The sequence below is a fragment of the Thermoproteota archaeon genome (assembly GCA_030130125.1).
In the GTDB taxonomy this organism is placed as follows: domain Archaea; phylum Korarchaeota; class Korarchaeia; order Korarchaeales; family Korarchaeaceae; genus Korarchaeum.
Genome location: JARZZM010000034.1, coordinates 17,016 through 31,685 on the forward strand (window position 1 = coordinate 17,016; position 14,670 = coordinate 31,685).

Consider the following 14,670-nt stretch of genomic DNA (forward strand, 5'->3'; position numbering starts at 1 on the left):
TATATTATTGATCGAGGCGTCGTGCCCGAATTTCAGAATAAGAATTCTGCGAGATGTTTCATTTACCCAGGTAAACAAGATTATATCTAAGTAGTTTACCTTAAGACTCGTGAGTGTCAGGGAGAGATTAAGGCCGGTGCTCAGGGAGTGGGAGGTCCTAGGCCCTCCTCCAGCCAAGCCGAGGCGGGTCGATCACAGGGTCCTCAAGCTACCCCACATTGTGGATGTCGTTGGGGTCAGGAGGGCCGGGAAGACGTACCTCCTCTATTACTGGGCCAAGCGACTCATGGACGAGGGAGAGAATGTCATATACCTGAACTTCGAGGACAGGAGACTTCACCCATTGGACTGGGATTTAATTGAGGAGGTGGAGAGGCAAGCCCTGCTCAAGGGCAGGACGTACTTGATGCTTGATGAGGTTCAGGAGTTTCCTGAATGGGGGAGGTGGGCTAGGAGCCTGTACGACAGGCGGAGGGGAGTGAAACTCATAGTGACGGGATCTACCTCGAGGATCCTCCAGCCCGAGATCTCGTCCCTACTGACGGGGAGGCATGTCACCCTCAAGTTGTTCCCATTAAGCTTCCTTGAATTCATAACATTCAAGGAGGTACAACCGAAGGGGTTGCCCGAGGAAGAGAGCCTGTTAATGAACCTCTTCGACGAGTACTTGCGGTGGGGCGCCTTCCCTGAGGTGACCCTCCTAGCGGAGAAGGGCCTGCTGCTCAGGTCCTACTACGAGGACATCCTCTACAGGGATCTAGTGGGTAGGTTCGGAATCAGGGAGGTCCAGATAATGGAAAGCTTCCTCAAGTACCTGCTGACCAACGTTGGAAGGCCGTTCAGCATAAGGAGGGCCAAGAACTTCTTGGCCTCCTACGGTATAAGCGCCAGCACTAGGACCATACTTAGATACACAGGGATGCTGGAGGAGATCTTCCTCTTCTTCTTCGTTCAAGCGTATGGTAAGGTGAAAGATGCTCTAAGGCATCCCAGAAAGGCCTACACGGTTGACTTGGGGCTGAAGAGAGTAGCTACCACCAAGGAGGACAGGGGAGCTGAACTCGAGAACCTGATGTTCCTGCACTTCAAGAGGAAAGGCGAGGAGATCAGGTACTGGAAGGGAGATAAGGGAGAGGTAGACTTGCTCGTCATGGGAAAGTACGCGGTTCAGGTTACTTGGGAGCTCACTTCGGATAACGAGAGGAGGGAGTTGGCCCCTCTGGTGGAGTGCGCTAAAAGGGAGGGAGTGAAACCTCTACTGGTCACTTACGAGCAGGAGGACGTAGTAGAGAGGGAGGGCATGAAAATAAGGGTGATTCCGGCTTACAAGCTGTTATTGAAGGGCCATGATGTCTTAAAAGGCAGCGTAGGTTAGCTCAGATAATAGCATCCTAATAAGTGAGGACATTCATAGGTGTGAATCCATGGCATAATGGGGATTACTCCCTCAACTTGGTCAGGATGACCCATCGACTTCTGATCGAGGGTTCTAATGGGATCCCCCTTCACCGGAAATACATTAATCATAAATACTTATGAAAAGCGGCCGTTCACCACCCTATGGGCTTTACCCCTTCCGCCCACGCTACTCTCGCCTGTTCGGAATCCAAGGTCAGGAGAGGTAGGATCTCTTCAATGGATAGGGCTATGTATATGGAATCGTATACCGTTATCTTGTGTTTGAGTGCGATCTCTAAGGCTTTATCCAAATACCGAGCCTGAGGCCTCAAAATCACGTTGTGCTGGATGAATTCCTTCAAAAGGGAGAAAGACTCCTTGGCATTCTCCTCAGAGATCCTACCTGAGAGGGATGCAGCCCAGATGGCATTGGCTACCTCCTTATGGAGCAGATCGACCGATATGAAGAGGTCCGAGGCATCGAGTAGGCTCTCCCATCCCTCCTCCTTCAGGATTATGGCAGTCAAGGCCGAGGCGTCAATGACTATCACGGTCCTCCCTCACTAGCTTTGTGGAAGATCCCTTCTGGAGGGACCAAGGGGCATTTCTCAATTTTTCCCTTATTCTCTCCTTGCTCTCCTTGGCCTCCAGCTCCCTTATCTTCAGTTCAACGAATTTCCTCAACTCCTCAGACCAATTAACCCGGTCCTTAAACGCCTCCATCTTCCTCTTCAAATCTCTTCTTACCTTGAATGACACTACCTCGGACACGCTACATATACTCTGGTGTAATATTTAAGGTTTATCATAGGTATTACTCAGCCAAGAGACTCCGAAGAGGTCGAGAGCGTCCCTCGACACCGATCTCTATAAAGGCTCTTCTCGTACGACCCTCCTCCCTCTGACGGACTTTCGCGCGCGAACATTGAAATGGTCACCTTACCCATCTTCCAGAGAGTCCAATGTGGCAAAAGAGAATAGCCCATGTCCACTCTCATACAGAGAGACAGCTCAGTTCAGTTAATTCCCACCTCACTTCACTTCTATTCTCTTCTTCACGAATTTAAGGTACCAATCCTCCTCTTCAGGCCTCAGCAGATGTATCTCGACGGGAGCGTCCACACCCACTACCTCCAATATCCTAGCCACCAGCTCAGATCTCTCCCCGACTGATTTAGGGACCTCACGCGACACCACCATGATGTCCATATCGCTGGACGGAGTGTCCTCGCCTTCAGCAACCGAGCCGAACAGGTAGACCCTGACTTCCCCAAACATCTCCTCTGCAACCTCCTTGATGGCCTTAGCTATCTTGATGGGATCCTTCCTGTACTTCTCCTCCTCCCTCACGAGGTCTATTAAGTGCTCAAACATACCTCCTCACCAGCTCGAATATGGAGAGAGTTACGTCCATCATACTCATCACTTCCTCCCTGTAGAATTCAGCTGGCAGATATCTGGAGGTCATGTAGGCGTTTTCCAAGTTCGACAGGCTGTTTATATTCTCCCTCAGGAATTCCATTATCCCCTCGTCACCTGTGGACTTGGAGAGGAGCTTGAGCAGCCTCCTTATTGAGTGAGTCCTAGGGTAATCACCGGTTATCCGGAAGAGTGCGTACTTGAGGATCAGCTCGGAGGCTTGATGGAAGTGGAAAGCCGCTAAGTCAATAACTCCCTCTTCTAGGAGCCTCTTGCCTACCTCGAAGAACTTTTCAGCCCTCTCCCTTAGGAACTCCCCCTCCTCTCTCCTCATTCAATGTATCTGGGGTTGTATTCCTAAATATCCTTTCCCACCAGAATGTCGCGAGCAGCTTTCAGGGATGAGAAATGAGACTTTTGAGGTTAGGAAGCCCTTCCTCACCTTAGGAGACGAGCTTCCTCTCTCCTCTCGTACATGATAATGCTCTGAAGACCAAGAGTCATCTCAACCTCTCCCAAGAATTCAGTTCAACTGTACCGAACCCACCACAGGTCACGATGCTCCCAGATGAGCCCTCAGGAAGGTAAGCACCCTTCTCCTGTACTCATCGGGCTCTGCCTCCATCACTCTAACGTGAGCTCCCTCGCCGATCCACAGCTCCACGCGGGGATTGATCTCCCTGTTCAGGGCGACGAATTCCTCCGCCTCCTCTACCCTGACTAGGGGATCACGCCTTCCCACGATTATGAGGAGGGGCCTCATGACCCTCTCGGCGTATCCCATGATGTCGACATTCTCCACGCCCGTAAGCGCCTTGGCGAAGACCTTGACGAGGGGATAGAGGGATGAGGGCAGATTAGCGAAGTACTTCAACCCCCTGGCTGCGCTCCTGTCCGCGTAAAATGGAGGGCTGTCAGCCACCCCCACATCTGCCATACCCTCAGCTAGCGCCCTTATGGTCACGATCCCTCCCATGGAGTAGCCGATCAGCGCGACCTTCCCTCCCCCTTTAGAGCGGAGCCACTTCAGCGCCGCCCTGAGATCGAGCAGTTCCATGTTGCCGAAGGTTGTGTATCTCCCGCCGCTCCTCCCGTGGGCTCTGAAGTCGAAGGTCAGTATGTTGTAATCCTCGTCAGCCAAGCACTCCATCATCCTCCTTATGTAGAAAGCCCACCTGCTCACCGTGTAACCGTGGAGGAGCACCACCGTCTTATCGCTTCCCCTGTCCATCCACCATCCCTCAAGCCTGACGCCGTCATCGGTGGTCAGCATTACCTCCTCGTAATCCAGGCCCAAGTCTGAGGGGGTCCACTCGCCAACGTACCTAGGCGGCTTCACCAACCTGTAGCTCACGTAAAACACGAAGAAGAGGAAAGCGCCCAAGGCAGCGAGAATGGCTGCGAGGTAGATCATCTCTCCAGCCTCCTCATACTCCATATCAGTGGTATGGAAGCCAGGACCAGTATCGCCCCTATCGGGAAGAGGACCCTGTAGTTCCCTCCAGCTAGGTCGACGATCGCGCCCCCTATCACGCCTGCGAGGAGTATTGGTAGGGACCTAGTAGCCTCGAAGAACCCATAATAGCGACCTGTCAACTCCTCCCTCTCGTAGCTGGTCAGCAGATCCCCTATGACCGGGAATGAGGAGGCCATGAGCATCCCCCAGCCTACCCCAGCCACAGCCAGCGCTGCTATTACCTCCATCTTAGTGCTTATTGTCCATGCCCACAGCTGGGGTAAGGCGAAAACTACGCTCCCCGCAACGATGCTCACCCTTCTCCCGATCCTGTCGTAGATGATCCCACCGGGAATGGAACCGACTAGGACAGTGACGTTGAACAGGGCCATGAGGAGGAGTCCTAGGGAGGTGACAGCCTTCACGTCAAGCTCAGTGGCGGCTCCCCTTAGGATGTAGGCCAGTATTCCGAAGAGGAAGATGGCCACGAACTCGAAGCTCAGCCACCACATGATCTGGGCCGTATAGAACCTGAGGAAGTCCCGATTGGAGACTACGCTCTTCACGTACTCCCAGAGCCCCTCCTCCCTATCCACATGGATTTCAGGCTCCTTCACCAAGAAGTAGACCACGAGAGCGCTCACGAGCAGGAAGGCTGCCGTTACGAGGAAGGGGACCTGCAGGTAGGGGGTGCTCGCGAGGGCCTTAATTCCCGATCCACCAGTCGACTCTACAGCCACGGCCATGAGCATCCCGGCGAGCCCGAAGAGGAATAGGTTGCCCGCCCACTCGAAGAGGGTGATGATGCCACTGGCCCTCCCTCTCTGACCGCTCTCCACGGTGTCGGGCATCAAAGCCCTGTATTGGGCGGTGTACACGTGCAGGGAAAGGTACAGGAAGGCGAGCGTGAGTGAAAAGCCCAGCAACCCCAAACCGGAAAAGTAGGCGAGGTAGATGGAGATGGATGCCAGAGAGGCTAGAATCCCCCCAACTGCGACGAACGGCTTCCTTCGTCCATGCTTCGACCTCATGATGTCGCTGTAATAGCCAAGGATAGGAGGGATGATCATCCCTATCAGCCCCTCTAAGGCTAGGACGCTTCCCTTAATGAAGGCGGATTCCGTGTAGCTGGATAGGAGAGGGAAGGATAGGCCCTTATTGAGTGCCCATCCGGTGCTCCTAGCGAATCCGAGGAAGGCCAGGCTCAGGACAGTGATCCACTTGAACCTCGTCCTCATCGCATCATGCCACAGCTGAATCAATTAAAACTGAAGTTCCAGACACATCCAGTTTGAGGGATCGCGCAGAAGAGATGATCCCCCAAACTCCACCTCTAACGGTTAAACTATTTAGTGCCTCTTTCCGTACTAATGCGATGATCGCGCTGAAACTCGATGAGGTGCTCCGCAGGCTCAGGGAGGAGCTATCCAACATTCCAGGGGCTAGGCTCATCTTGATATTCGGATCCGTGGCTAGGGGGAGCCACAGACCTGATAGCGATGTTGACGTGATGTTAGTGGCCGAAAATGTGAGTGAAGCTAGGAGGATGGCTAGGGAAATTTCCTCAAGTATCTTCGCCGACACGGGAGTTCCGGTAACGGTGATAGTCGTATCACCGGAGGAGTATTCGAAGGGGAGCATCTCTCTGATAAGAAGAGCGAGAGAGGAGGGGTTCCTACTTTGGAAGGCCGAGAAGAGTCTAGAGCTCTGATTAAGAAGGCTGAATCAAAATTGAGGTCGGCTAAATTGCTTCTCATCGAGGGAGAGCTGGAGGATGCAGTAAGCAGAGCCTACTACGCTGCCTACAATGCGGCTAGGGCCGTATTACTTCTTCTTGGGGAGGACGCATCCACCCACGGAGGGGTAGCTTTCAAACTCTGGACCAGACTCGTGGAACCAGGTCTTCTTGATAGGGAGTACGCCAGAATACTGAGCAAGCTGAGGGAGGCCAGAGAAGAGGGAGATTACACACCTTTGTTTACCCTCTCTACCAAAGAGGTTCAGGATCTGGTGGAGGATGCCGAGAGGTTCGTCGCGAGGATGAAGGAACTGATGGATGAGATGGAAAAGGTAAGTAATTGCCCCGGTACCTAATCCCGTTCTAAGTTCCACCTGATATAACTCCTTAACTCCTCTGTAGCTCGCCGATGGTTGTTATTCGTGCCACGCTCCCTCAGCCTGTAGACAATACAGGAATCATATCATCTCACCTTACCCAGATGCTCGCGCGGCCTTCAAGAGGTCTGAAACACTTGGCATGAACGTACTAGAGTATATTGTAATAAAACTTTGAGATATTCTCGGAAAAAATGGATTAATAAATAAAGTTAACAATAGTTTTAAAGTTACTGAAAAATTAGTAATAGGGAATCAATAGTGATGCCACTTTTCCCTAGGTTCGTAAGGTAGTGATTCCAGCTTCCCAGAGAGGTAGGCCTCGAGGACGTCACTCACCTTCCCCTGAGCCCCAGTGATGACCTCTATCCCCAGCTGCTGGAAGAACAGGCGAGCCCTCCCACCCATCCCCATGCATATCAGCACGTCCACGCCCAGCTGAGCTAGTAAGGAGGGAACGACGCCCGGTCCGTGCTCCTCGGAGTGGGGGTTATCTACCGTTTCGTGGGATCTCACAGCCCCGTCTTCAATCTCCACCAGTAAGAATGCGGGAGCATGTCCGAAATGCTCGAAAATCTCCTCATCTAGACCTTTATGGTCGTAGACTGGAAAGGCGACCCTCATTTTCCCTCCGAGGGACCACCCCGAAGGAATATAATCATTGGGCTGGGAGGTGATGGGATCGGCCCCCACATCTGCTGGTCCTTACCATCCCCATCATACGACTTACAGCATACCAATCCTCTCTAGCTGGATCTCGAGTACCTTAGATCTCAGATCGTCCAGCTCATCCTCCAAGAACTTGGGTAGGATATCGGGTATATCCACATCGATGGGAGGATCGGAGCCCAAGACCTTCCTATAGAGCCAAGCGTAGATCACAAGCAGGTCGTTTTCTAGCTCCTGCGTTATAGAGATATCCATTAAGAAAGCCAAAGTGTCGGAGAGGGTCGCTTTCCCTTCCATCGCATCTCTCAAGGCCCTATCGCTCCTTCTCTCCTTGTATACAAGCTTTACTATAGGACCGGAGGCGGTTCCCATGCTCAAGAGGACGGGAGCTTCCCTCAGATATCTCTCAGCTAGCTCCCTACTCAGAGATATCTTGCCCTTAGTTCCCCTAGCTAAGAACCCGAACTTGACCAAGCTCCCTCCCACATGAGTAAAGTTACCACTAAAAAGCATTTGCGATAGAGGCTGATCTGATGGAGGCCGAGGAGGTTAACTCTTTGTCGGTATCTCAGTTCCCAGCTCATAGCCTCGATCTCTGGAGCTCAAATTCCCTAAGCAGGAGCGCTCGCGATCGGGGCTACTCCTCCTGAGGCGAAGGTACAAGCCCGTTTACTTCATATGTAGAAGACACATACTGATCATTAGGAGCCCAGTACAAGCCCGTTTACCGATATGCAAGTTAGCTGGATGTCGCCACCGCTTGGTTTATTAACGGACCAACTAAAGGGGTTACCATGCTACCAGGATTACCTTCCGTGGAGAGGCCTTCTTTGAGCGAGATCATCTCGCTCGCTGGTAAGACCGTGATGATCACAGGGGCCGCAGCGGGGATAGGCAGGGCAGCTGCATTGAGGTCCGCGGAGTCAGGAGCGGATATAATCGCGGTGGATGTCAATGGGGAGGGCCTCCAGAAGCTAACTAGGGAAATATCAGAGGGGCATCCAAGCCAAGCTCGTCGATCTCTCGAACAAGAGCGAGATAGATAGGCTAGGGAAGAGCTGGAGGAGCCTCCGGATATCTTGGTCAACAACGCGGGGATCTATCCATTCAAAAAGTTCACAGAGGTGGAAGAGGGTTTCTTCGAGTGGGTGATGAAGGTCAACGCATTGTCGGTGTTCTGGATGAGCCAGCACATGATAAGAAGGAGGGAGAACGGCGGCGTGATCATAAATGTGAGCTCTATCGAGGCCATACTTCCTTTCAAGGAGGATCTTACCCATTACACCATGAGCAAGGCTGCCGCGATAGCTCTAACGAGATCGCTAGCTAGGGACCACGGAAGAAGGTTCAGGGTGAATGTCGTAATTCCAGGCGGGATATATACGGAGGGGGTCAAGAGGGTTGCTAAGAAGCTAGGAATAAGGGCTGTGGGGGAAGCTAAGGAGTTCATGAAGCGCCTCCCTATGGGGAGGATGGGCGATCCCGACGAGGTCGCCAGAGTTATCCTGTTTTTGGCCAGCGACATGGACAGTTATGTGCGCGCGAAGGAGAGGATAGTCCTGAAGGGGGATGTTCCAAGCCCGGTCAATCCGCCGTCAGGGTGCCTCTTCCATCCTAGGTGCTTCAAGGTCTTCGAGCCGTGTTGTAGGGACGAACCTCCCTTGGTGGAAGTGAAGCCGGGCTACTGGGTAGCATGCCACCTTTACGGGAGCCCTAATGAAGAAAGCACTCTTCCTCTCCTTATTTCTGCTCTCTCTGCTCGTTAGAGGGCTCATACACCTATATCAGAGGAGAGTCGCGCTGGAGTCCAAATATCTCGGTCCACTCTACATCAGTTGCAGGAAGCGTTAAGCTCATCAGCAGCGCCAGTCCAAATTCGTATGAGAGAGTCTTCAATAAATTACTTTTTCAGGATCGCCGGTCCCAGGTTAGTGGCGTTGATAACTTCCGGATCAGTGAGCGAGGCTAATGCCATGGCCGCCACTTGGCACTCGCCAGTCTCGTTCTATCCTCCCCTTTACGGCGTGTCAGTGTCACCTAGGAGGGCGACGCACTCGCTCATAAGGAGGTGGAGGTCATTCGGGGTGAATCTCCTACCATACAAGATGATAGATTCTGTTCACACATGCGGGAGGATATCGAGATCTGAGAGAGAGGACAAGCTGGAAGTTGCGGGTATCGAGGTGTTTGAGGGACCGAAGTTGGGCGTCCCTCTCATAGAAGGCGCCTACGCGGCGATGGAATGTTTACTCGTGGATGAGGTTGAACTGGGGGATCACACGTGGTTCGTGGGCGAGGTAAAATCGGTCCTCGTTGGAGCTATGATAGAAGGAGTAGTAGATGTCCACTCGACAAAGCCCCTGCTTTACTTGGGAAACGACCTGTACATCACAGTGGATCCGGCTAGTGTGAGGAGGGGAGAGGTGAGGGGGACCTGACCTCAAGGGTCAAAAGGATGCTCGACGTCATTGATGGTGATGAGGGTACTGGTAACCGGAGCTTCAGGAATGCTGGGATGCAACCTCATACCCATCCTCAAGGATAGGGGATACGAGATAGTGGCTATGGTGAACATAGGGAGCCTCAGGAAGAGACCTTGGGCTAAGGAGCTGATGGACGGCGTTCAACTAATGGAGGCGAGGGTCGAGGAGTTCAAAGGTCCCTTGGAGGTGGATGCGGTCCTCCACCTGGCGGCTGTTCTAAGGGGGCCTACGATGAGGGTTAACTATCTGGGGACAGTGAACCTGCTGAGAGAGGTAAGGACAGATGTTTTCGTACTGGTCAGCAGCATCCTAGCTCTGGGAGAGGTATTGAGGGTGAGAGCGGATGAGGACGCCCCATGCAGGCCAGTCACCGGGTACGAGCGCTCGAAGTGCGAGGCCGAGAGGGAGGTGTTGAGATCGGGGATGAGAGCGATCATCGTGAGGCCTGGATGGATCTACGGGCCCTACTCCATTAACCCGGATATCCTCTCAATAGCTAGGTGGATCAAGAGGGGTGTAAGGCCCGTGCTCGTGGGAGAAGACACTCCACTTGCCCTAGTTCACGCTAGAGATGTTGCTAGAGCTATGGTTCACCTGATGGAGACGGGAGCCGAGGGTATATATAACGTCAGGGGGCCCCGGATGTACAGCATGGGTGAGCTGCTCAACTCTATATCCTCATTCCTGAACAGGGAGGGCAGGAGGGTACGTATCCCTAGAGGCGTGGTGAGGATGGCCAGTAGGTTCTTTGACGTCGTGAGGTACCTGGACCTCGCTCCAGAGGATGTGCCCGTCCGTAAGCTCCAAGAGACCGGTTTTCAACCGGAAATAGAGTTGGAAGATGGGATGGGAGAGGCCCTATCCTGGGCTAGGTCCCAGGGGCTCGTCTGAGCTGAGATCCGGATAGTCCAGCACGCTTGGGTTGGGTAAGCCCGGAAAATACCCATTCCGCCCCGAATCTGGATCCATGGATGTAGAAGTCATTGATACTTCATCAACGATCTCAGATGTAAAGGAGGGCGACCGTCATCACCGAGGTGATCCGCTCCTTGGGCGCTAAGATCGCTACAGGGGGTTAGAGATCACTCAGCCCTAGTACACCCTCCCCGCTACAGTAGAAATTAGGAGCGCACGCTCGGCTAAGTGTGGTCAGCCCCGGTGGAGGGAAAGGGAAAAGGATAAGAGCTTCACTTGGCTGAGGGGTAATATGGTGGATAGACACGTAGGTAAATACGCAATTCTCCTACTATTCATCGCCCTTCCATTAACCCAGATCTTCGCATCCCCTTATGACTCTTGGAGCTTCAAGAGGACCTTACTTATCGAGAACCCTTACGGGCCGCTCACGGATCACCAAGTACTGGTGGAATTCGACTCGTCAGCCCTGATCTCCAGAGGAGAGATGAGGCCTGACTGCGGGGATCTGAGGTTCACCGATGCCTCGGATAATCCACTCAGCTACTGGATCGAGAGCGGATGCGGCACCCCGACGACTAGGGTCTGGGTGAGGGTGCCTAGGATCGACCCCGGCTACAACGTCCTTCGCATGTACCACGGAAATCCCTCCGCGACCAGTGAGAGCGACGAGGTCAGGACGATGGACAGGGCCATCTCCGTTGGTGGCAGCGGGAACGACTGGCTCTACGATGTGACCACGGATGGCACTTACATCTACGCTGCTGGCAGGATCACGTCCCCGTCCGGGGACTGGGACGCGGTCCTCATCAAGCTGGATCCCCTCCTCGACACAGTTAGGGAGGTGGTGCTCAGGGGCAGCTCGTGGGAGGAGCTGTACGGCATATACTACGACGGCTCCTACATCTACGCGGTCGGCTACTCCTACTCATGTCCTGGAACGGCTCTAATCGTGAAGGCTGACACGGACCTGAATGTGGTGTCCGTGAGGAGCGCGAGCTCCGGCACCTTGGACTACCTGTACAAGGTGGTCGGCGATGGCAGCCACCTCTACGCGGTCGGCTACCATGCCACATCGGTCAGGCCCACTGTGTACGATGGTCTTCTCCTGAGGATCGATCCTGATCTGACGTCGTTCTCAGGCGTGGGATACGGAGGTAGCTATAACGATGGGTTCCAGAACTTGGTGCTCATGGGAGGGAAGATCTACGCCGTCGGAATAGCCAACTCGCCCACCTCAGGACGGGACCAGCTGGGGAACCCCTTCTGGATGTATGGAGACGGGTTGGTAGCTAGGTTCGATGGGCTCACCTTCGAGAAGGGCCTGCTGATAGGAGGCGTAGGGCACGAGTTCATCTACTCAATTGACGCGTTGAATGACCGTCTGTACGCGGCTGGCATCACTACATCCACGGGCCTCGGTGAGATGGATGTAATAGTAGTCGAGTTGGACGGGGACCTTGGCGTCCTCAAATCCGGGATTGTGGGAGGACCCCTGAACGAGAGCGCGGGGATGATATATGCTTATGGCGGCCACCTCTACCTGACAGGATATCACGGGGTGGACGGTGATCTAAACGGGTTCATCGCTCAGCTGGATCCGGATCTGGGGCTGGTAAAGGCGAAGATGTACGGTGGCCCGAACTACGACCAGTTCACTGAGATGATGGGGCTGGGTGACTACCTCCATGTGGTGGGCTTCACCTCATCGTACGGGAGCGGGGGATGGGACGGGTGGGTCGCTCAGCTCTACAAGGAGCTGGAGTACCGGTCGATGACCACCGGCCTGGAGTACGGGGACGCCCCCCTCCAAGCTGAGGATGCGAGCCTACCAGTCAGCGCGCCGGGCCTGAACCACTACACGGTGGCGTTCACCGCTTCGGATTGCTCCCTCTCCATTCAAGAGGGTGTAACAGAGAGAAGGGCCTTCCTCAGGAAGGTTCCAATGCTAGAAGCCGAGTTCACGGGCGCAGTGGGAGGTGAAATCGTCGCTCCAACGGAGGGGGTATGGATCCTCCTACTCTTGGTCCCAGTCCTGAGGCGCCTATCCCACTAATAATCCCCCTCTCATCGTCTCAACTGGGATAGCCCCAATGCTCAGGCGGAGAATTCGGGAAGTGATATCGAAGCCGGAGGCTCGATCCGCTAGGTAACCCGTTAATTGACTACAACTAATCTCCCCTAATTCTCGGGGTACAAACACCCACCTAAGTGTCTGAAAGGAGGAAAGGCCGCCCCCGGACCTCTAAATCTAACGTATATACTCCATCACCGGGTGCCCAGTTTAATTTCCCTCATACTCATAAAACTTATAAAAAAAGGTAGGGGTAGGGCCTATGAAACGCGTGATGCTCCTACTCCCGATCATCCTACTAATCCCAGCACTGGCCTCCGCGGCCTCCCCTATCGTAGTGCTCCACGATAACTTGGATCCCCACGCTTCCCTCGAGTACGGCTCCTACTGGATAGACGCCAAATACCTGGAGATCGGGGGGACGGCGAGTACCTGTACTTCACCCTGTACTACGCCGGCAACATCCCCGAATCCCTGGACTTGGGGTTCTTCCCATGGATATTCATAGATGTGGACGGCGATGACAGCGAGGACTTCATACTAGACCTCCGCTCTACGGGGGACGGCTCCTTCCAGTGGTTCAACCTGTGCGATTCCTCCTGGTCGTGCAACCCGGTAACCGGATTCTTCACACCCGGGAGCAATTACATAGGGGCCAAGGTGAGCTACTCCGACCTGGGCGTGAGCCCGGGCGATACGATAGGCGTGTGGACCGACGGCTACACCTTCCTAGACGATGACGTCGACCTGGAGTTCACCTACACCATGGGCCAGGGGAACACGATAACCGTGGACGGTGACCCAAGCGACTGGACCGTCAGCCCCTCGGCCTCCGACGCAAATGAGGGCTACATCCCGGCTGAGTACGACTTCACCGACTTCTACATGACCGATGACATAGCTAAAGGGTACGTCTACCACAGGTTCGACGTGGCCGGACCAATAACCACATCGCTGCCCCAGTACTTCGAGATGGATAGGTGGTTCTGGATATACTACGACACGGACAACGATCCCACTACTGGAGATGATGATTACGGCGCCGAGTACATGGTATTTATTGGGACCTGGGTTGATTCCACGGGCCAGAGCTATTATTACGGTGTTTACTACTGGGATGGCTCCGATTGGTCGCCTCTAACCACTTGGACTGGCTCCATAGACGTGATCATGGGGGACAGTACTATAGAGCTCGGCATCACCGAAGCCGATGATTTCCTGCCTGCAGCTGGCTCCATAAGGGTGATTGTAGAGGCCTCTCCACCCGCGGAGAAGACCCCGACCTCACTTCCCACCGCCAGAGCCAAGCATTTAAAGAAGGGTCTGATACAGCCTCAGTCCCAGACGCAGCCCAAGCACCAATCCTCTTCGACAGTAGACCCCCTACCCTTGGATGAGAATACCTTCCAGCCGCTCCAAGTGCCGGGTCCCGCAGTGGGCGGCGAGCTGTTGGGCCTCCCCGTGCTGCTATGGACCATCATCCTAGCAGCCGTTCCAGTCCTGTGGAGGCGCCTGTCCCACTGATCCCTCATCTCCCCCTTCCTCTTTCTTTGCTCCTCATCTAATGGTGCGCTCGATTCGGGACGTCGTCCCCGATTAAGCTCTTAAAGGGGAATGGATAAGAAGTTAAGAAGTGCCGCTCGGGTATTAATGTGTAAAGCCCGATCAATGGACCAATCCGATCGACTGACCAGCTGCTCTCACCTAGCATCAGCTTGCGTGAGCTTCCCTACCCAAGGATCGCTGAGAGAGGTTCCAACGGGACAGCTGTCCATTCGCTGCGAGATAGGCTATAACACCCTGATCCAGTACCTCCTGGCGTCATCGACCACAACGCTTCCCCTCCTGAGCTCCTCCGGAGTGAGAGGTATGACTTCCAGCGGAGGAGTAATCTTGAGCCTCCAAGATATCTCGTTCACTAGATCCAGCCTCTCGGTGAACTTCATGTCCCTGAAATCAGAAGAGACGATTATCAGGTCTACATCGCTCTCCCTCACCCAATCCCCCCGGGCATAGCTCCCAAACAAATATGCCTCCTCGATGTCGATCACCTTCCGAAGCTCGGTCAAGAAGGTCCTGATGGATCTAATCACCCTCTCCGGAACGGATGTAGCTCTCGACGTGGCTGATCACCTCCTCCG

The 14,670-nt window shown here is 54.0% G+C and carries 17 protein-coding genes and 1 pseudogene; 9 read left to right on the forward strand and 9 right to left on the reverse strand.

Features of this window, described 5'->3' with window-relative positions; all coding sequences use genetic code 11:
• Window positions 1-109: 109 nt before the first annotated feature.
• Window positions 110-1,375 (forward strand): ATP-binding protein, encoded by a 1,266-nt coding sequence (locus tag QI197_05935; GenBank protein MDK2372901.1) that lies wholly within the window; start codon window positions 110-112, stop codon window positions 1,373-1,375.
• A 175-nt stretch (window positions 1,376-1,550) separates the two neighbouring features.
• Here QI197_05935 and QI197_05940 read toward each other — a convergent pair whose 3' ends face one another.
• The 6 genes from QI197_05940 to QI197_05965 form a co-directional block, all read right to left on the reverse strand.
• Complete coding sequence (locus QI197_05940) at window positions 1,551-1,949, reverse strand: type II toxin-antitoxin system VapC family toxin (protein ID MDK2372902.1); 399 nt, start codon at window positions 1,947-1,949, stop codon at window positions 1,551-1,553.
• Window positions 1,936-2,169 carry a CopG family transcriptional regulator gene (locus tag QI197_05945; GenBank protein ID MDK2372903.1) on the reverse strand — a complete coding sequence of 78 codons (234 nt, stop codon included), beginning with the start codon at window positions 2,167-2,169 and terminating at the stop codon, window positions 1,936-1,938. Before QI197_05945 ends, QI197_05940 begins: the two co-directional genes overlap by 14 nt.
• 261 nt (window positions 2,170-2,430) lie before the next feature.
• On the reverse strand, window positions 2,431-2,772 hold the full coding sequence (locus tag QI197_05950; protein ID MDK2372904.1) for a nucleotidyltransferase domain-containing protein: 342 nt from the start codon (window positions 2,770-2,772) through the stop codon (window positions 2,431-2,433).
• Window positions 2,765-3,151 carry a HEPN domain-containing protein gene (locus QI197_05955; GenBank protein MDK2372905.1) on the reverse strand — a complete coding sequence of 129 codons (387 nt, stop codon included), beginning with the start codon at window positions 3,149-3,151 and terminating at the stop codon, window positions 2,765-2,767. Before QI197_05955 ends, QI197_05950 begins: the two co-directional genes overlap by 8 nt.
• Window positions 3,152-3,370: 219 nt before the next feature.
• A complete protein-coding gene (locus QI197_05960; GenBank protein ID MDK2372906.1) occupies window positions 3,371-4,255 on the reverse strand; it encodes an alpha/beta hydrolase in 885 nt (294 codons plus the stop codon).
• Complete coding sequence (locus QI197_05965; GenBank protein ID MDK2372907.1) at window positions 4,228-5,511, reverse strand: MFS transporter; 1,284 nt, start codon at window positions 5,509-5,511, stop codon at window positions 4,228-4,230. Before QI197_05965 ends, QI197_05960 begins: the two co-directional genes overlap by 28 nt.
• Before the next feature lie 137 nt (window positions 5,512-5,648).
• Here QI197_05965 and QI197_05970 point away from each other — a divergent pair, with 137 nt between their 5' ends.
• Complete coding sequence (locus QI197_05970; protein ID MDK2372908.1) at window positions 5,649-5,984, forward strand: nucleotidyltransferase domain-containing protein; 336 nt, start codon at window positions 5,649-5,651, stop codon at window positions 5,982-5,984.
• A complete protein-coding gene (locus QI197_05975; protein ID MDK2372909.1) occupies window positions 5,954-6,367 on the forward strand; it encodes a HEPN domain-containing protein in 414 nt (137 codons plus the stop codon). Before QI197_05970 ends, QI197_05975 begins: the two co-directional genes overlap by 31 nt.
• Before the next feature lie 276 nt (window positions 6,368-6,643).
• Here QI197_05975 and QI197_05980 read toward each other — a convergent pair whose 3' ends face one another.
• A complete protein-coding gene (locus QI197_05980; GenBank protein ID MDK2372910.1) occupies window positions 6,644-7,012 on the reverse strand; it encodes a NifB/NifX family molybdenum-iron cluster-binding protein in 369 nt (122 codons plus the stop codon).
• Window positions 7,013-7,114: 102 nt separating this feature from the next.
• Window positions 7,115-7,531 carry a hypothetical protein gene (locus QI197_05985; GenBank protein MDK2372911.1) on the reverse strand — a complete coding sequence of 139 codons (417 nt, stop codon included), beginning with the start codon at window positions 7,529-7,531 and terminating at the stop codon, window positions 7,115-7,117.
• 392 nt (window positions 7,532-7,923) lie between these two features.
• Here QI197_05985 and QI197_05990 point away from each other — a divergent pair.
• From QI197_05990 to QI197_06015, 6 genes and pseudogenes are all read left to right on the forward strand, one after another.
• Window positions 7,924-8,601, forward strand: a pseudogene (locus QI197_05990) (SDR family oxidoreductase).
• Entirely contained in the window at window positions 8,581-8,823 is a 243-nt protein-coding gene (locus QI197_05995; protein MDK2372912.1) for a hypothetical protein, read from the forward strand. Before QI197_05990 ends, QI197_05995 begins: the two are co-directional and overlap by 21 nt.
• Window positions 8,824-8,994: 171 nt before the next feature.
• Window positions 8,995-9,495: a flavin reductase family protein gene (locus tag QI197_06000; GenBank protein ID MDK2372913.1), complete on the forward strand. Its 501-nt coding sequence runs from the start codon at window positions 8,995-8,997 to the stop codon at window positions 9,493-9,495.
• A 39-nt stretch (window positions 9,496-9,534) separates the two neighbouring features.
• Entirely contained in the window at window positions 9,535-10,431 is an 897-nt protein-coding gene (locus QI197_06005; GenBank protein MDK2372914.1) for an NAD(P)-dependent oxidoreductase, read from the forward strand.
• Between the two features lie 319 nt (window positions 10,432-10,750).
• Window positions 10,751-12,511 carry a DUF2341 domain-containing protein gene (locus QI197_06010; protein MDK2372915.1) on the forward strand — a complete coding sequence of 587 codons (1,761 nt, stop codon included), beginning with the start codon at window positions 10,751-10,753 and terminating at the stop codon, window positions 12,509-12,511.
• A gap of 498 nt (window positions 12,512-13,009) precedes the next feature.
• A complete protein-coding gene (locus QI197_06015) occupies window positions 13,010-14,053 on the forward strand; it encodes a hypothetical protein (GenBank protein MDK2372916.1) in 1,044 nt (347 codons plus the stop codon).
• Between the two features lie 266 nt (window positions 14,054-14,319).
• On the opposite strand, the gene QI197_06020 is transcribed toward QI197_06015, so the two are convergent.
• The gene (locus QI197_06020; GenBank protein ID MDK2372917.1) at window positions 14,320-14,622 is read right to left on the reverse strand and encodes a nucleotidyltransferase domain-containing protein; all 303 of its coding nucleotides are present in this window, start codon (window positions 14,620-14,622) and stop codon (window positions 14,320-14,322) included.
• Between the last annotated feature and the right edge of the window lie 48 nt (window positions 14,623-14,670).